General features: G+C 27.8%; 3 protein-coding genes and 1 pseudogene. 2 read left to right on the top strand and 2 right to left on the bottom strand.

The window, feature by feature from the left end:
- Positions 1-349, top strand: a 349-nt coding sequence (pelG, locus tag WBG30_RS10705) for an exopolysaccharide Pel transporter PelG (RefSeq protein ID WP_424504648.1), incomplete at its 5' end; no start/stop codon positions are given.
- 19 nt (positions 350-368) lie between these two features.
- Positions 369-1,244, top strand: a complete 876-nt coding sequence (locus WBG30_RS10710; RefSeq protein ID WP_424504649.1) for a hypothetical protein — start codon at positions 369-371, stop codon at positions 1,242-1,244.
- A 67-nt stretch (positions 1,245-1,311) separates the two neighbouring features.
- On the opposite strand, the gene WBG30_RS10715 is transcribed toward WBG30_RS10710, so the two are convergent.
- Both WBG30_RS10715 and WBG30_RS10720 read right to left on the bottom strand, forming a co-directional pair.
- Positions 1,312-1,827, bottom strand: coding sequence for a GNAT family N-acetyltransferase (locus tag WBG30_RS10715; RefSeq protein ID WP_424504650.1), 516 nt, complete (start codon positions 1,825-1,827; stop codon positions 1,312-1,314).
- A gap of 26 nt (positions 1,828-1,853) precedes the next feature.
- Positions 1,854-2,036, bottom strand: a pseudogene (locus WBG30_RS10720) (hypothetical protein); the annotation flags it as partial.

A 2,036-nucleotide genomic window follows, 5' to 3' on the forward strand; every position in this document is an offset into this window, starting at 1 on the left:
ATTAAAAAGTGCTTTAAAGGTTACAGGATTATTTTGTCTGTTAAGTACAACGCTCACTTTAATTTTTATAAATTTTGGTAAAGAGTATATAGGATTAGGATTTTTCTTAGGATCTATAATATCGTTATTATATGGACTGCAACTTTTTGATAAGATTATAGATGGATTGAATTACAGAACTTTTTATTCTCAAAATTTTGCTCTAAAACGAAGAGGAAGATCATTATCAAAAATAATAGGAAAGATGAATCATGGAGTTAATTTGAAATGGCAGGATAAATACCTTAAATTAGGTTTATTAATGTCAATTTTATTATTATTTATCTTTAGTTATAAGATTTTAAAATAAATTTTGGAAGTGAGACTTTATGAAATATATAAAAATAGGCACACTTATAAGTGCAATAATATTTATGGTGGGGTGTAGCCATTATAATAAAACAGGGTTTAACCAAGTTACAAAACGTAATTGGCATTCTATGGGATATACAGATAAAGAAGGTTATAATATAAGTGGGTACAGTGATGATGGATATGACCGTGAAGGGTATGACAAATATGGTTATGATATAGAAAACTACGATAAAAGCGGATTCAATGATTATGGTTATAATCGTGATAGATATGATCGAAATGGATATAAAAAAGATGGATGGAACGATGATGGATGGAATAAGCAAGGAATAAATAAAGAGACCAATACTAGGTATGATAAATACGGATGGTCAATAGATTACAAGAATGAGCAGACAAAAACACTATATGATGAATATGGGTGGTCATATTTTGGGATAAATAAAAAGACAGAGACTAAATATGATGAAAAAGGATATAAAATAGATGGAACAAATAGGGAAACCGGTACTAGATATGATAAAAATGGATGGTCTAGAGAGGAAGTAAATAAAGTTACAAAAACATTTTATGATAAAGAAGGATACAGTATTTATGGTTATAGTAAAGAAGGTTATAATAACTTTGGATATAATCGAGAAGGATATGATAAAGAAGGTTACGATAGAAAAGGATATAGTAGACAAGGTTATAGTAAAGAAGGCTACAATAGAAAAGGACATGATAATCAAGGGTATGACAAGAAAGGTTATAATAATATTGGATATGACCGGCAAGGGTATGATAAAAATGGATATGATGAAAAAGGTTTAGATAGAGAGGGATTTAATAGAAAAAAATTATATATAGGTGAGGTTGTAAAAGACAAGAATGGGTCTATACCAAATTAATGTAAACTACAATTACATTAATTTGGAGGTTTACACAAATGTAGACAGACCCTAAATTTTAAAAAGTTTATACATTTATACCCATTAAAATATGGTTGTAATATACCTTATTAACTTTAAAATCATCCAATAAAATTCCTTCTTTATTAAATCCAAAATCTTTATAAATTTTAATTGCTTTTAGATTATCATGTCTTACTTTTAAATTAACTTTATATAAAAACTCATTATTTTTAGCCCATTTTAATAAAAAATCAACAATTTGTTTTCCAATTCCTTGGCCCCAATAATCTTTCATAATCGTAATGCCTAGATCACCCACATGATCCATTCTTACTTTATCATATCCTTTAATAGAAGCTAAACCAATTATTTTATTATCTAATTCTGCTATCAACATGATAGAATTTTTTGAACTACTTAAATTTTCAATAGAATTTTTTATACCATTACTATCTAGTGGATATTCTCCTTTCCCAAAAGTTAAAAAATCTGTTTCACCTGCCACATGATTAACGTAATGAAGAATTTTCTCTGATTCACTTTCTAGAGGGATTCGGATGTTTAAATATTTTATATTCATAAGAGCTCCTTTTATATTCATATTTTTTAGAATTTTATATCATCATACGCTCTTCCCCAATAATGAGGCATCAATTCTTCTAAGGTCTTAAATTCTAGAGTATTTTCTTTGTTTGTAATTGCACATCTGACTTCTTTTCCAAAATAACTTAATCTTTCTTGGCAAACTCCACAGGGACTTAAAATTTTAATTTCCGCATTCTCATCGTC

Source organism: Psychrilyobacter sp., from assembly GCF_049671765.1.
Lineage (GTDB): Bacteria > Fusobacteriota > Fusobacteriia > Fusobacteriales > Fusobacteriaceae > Psychrilyobacter.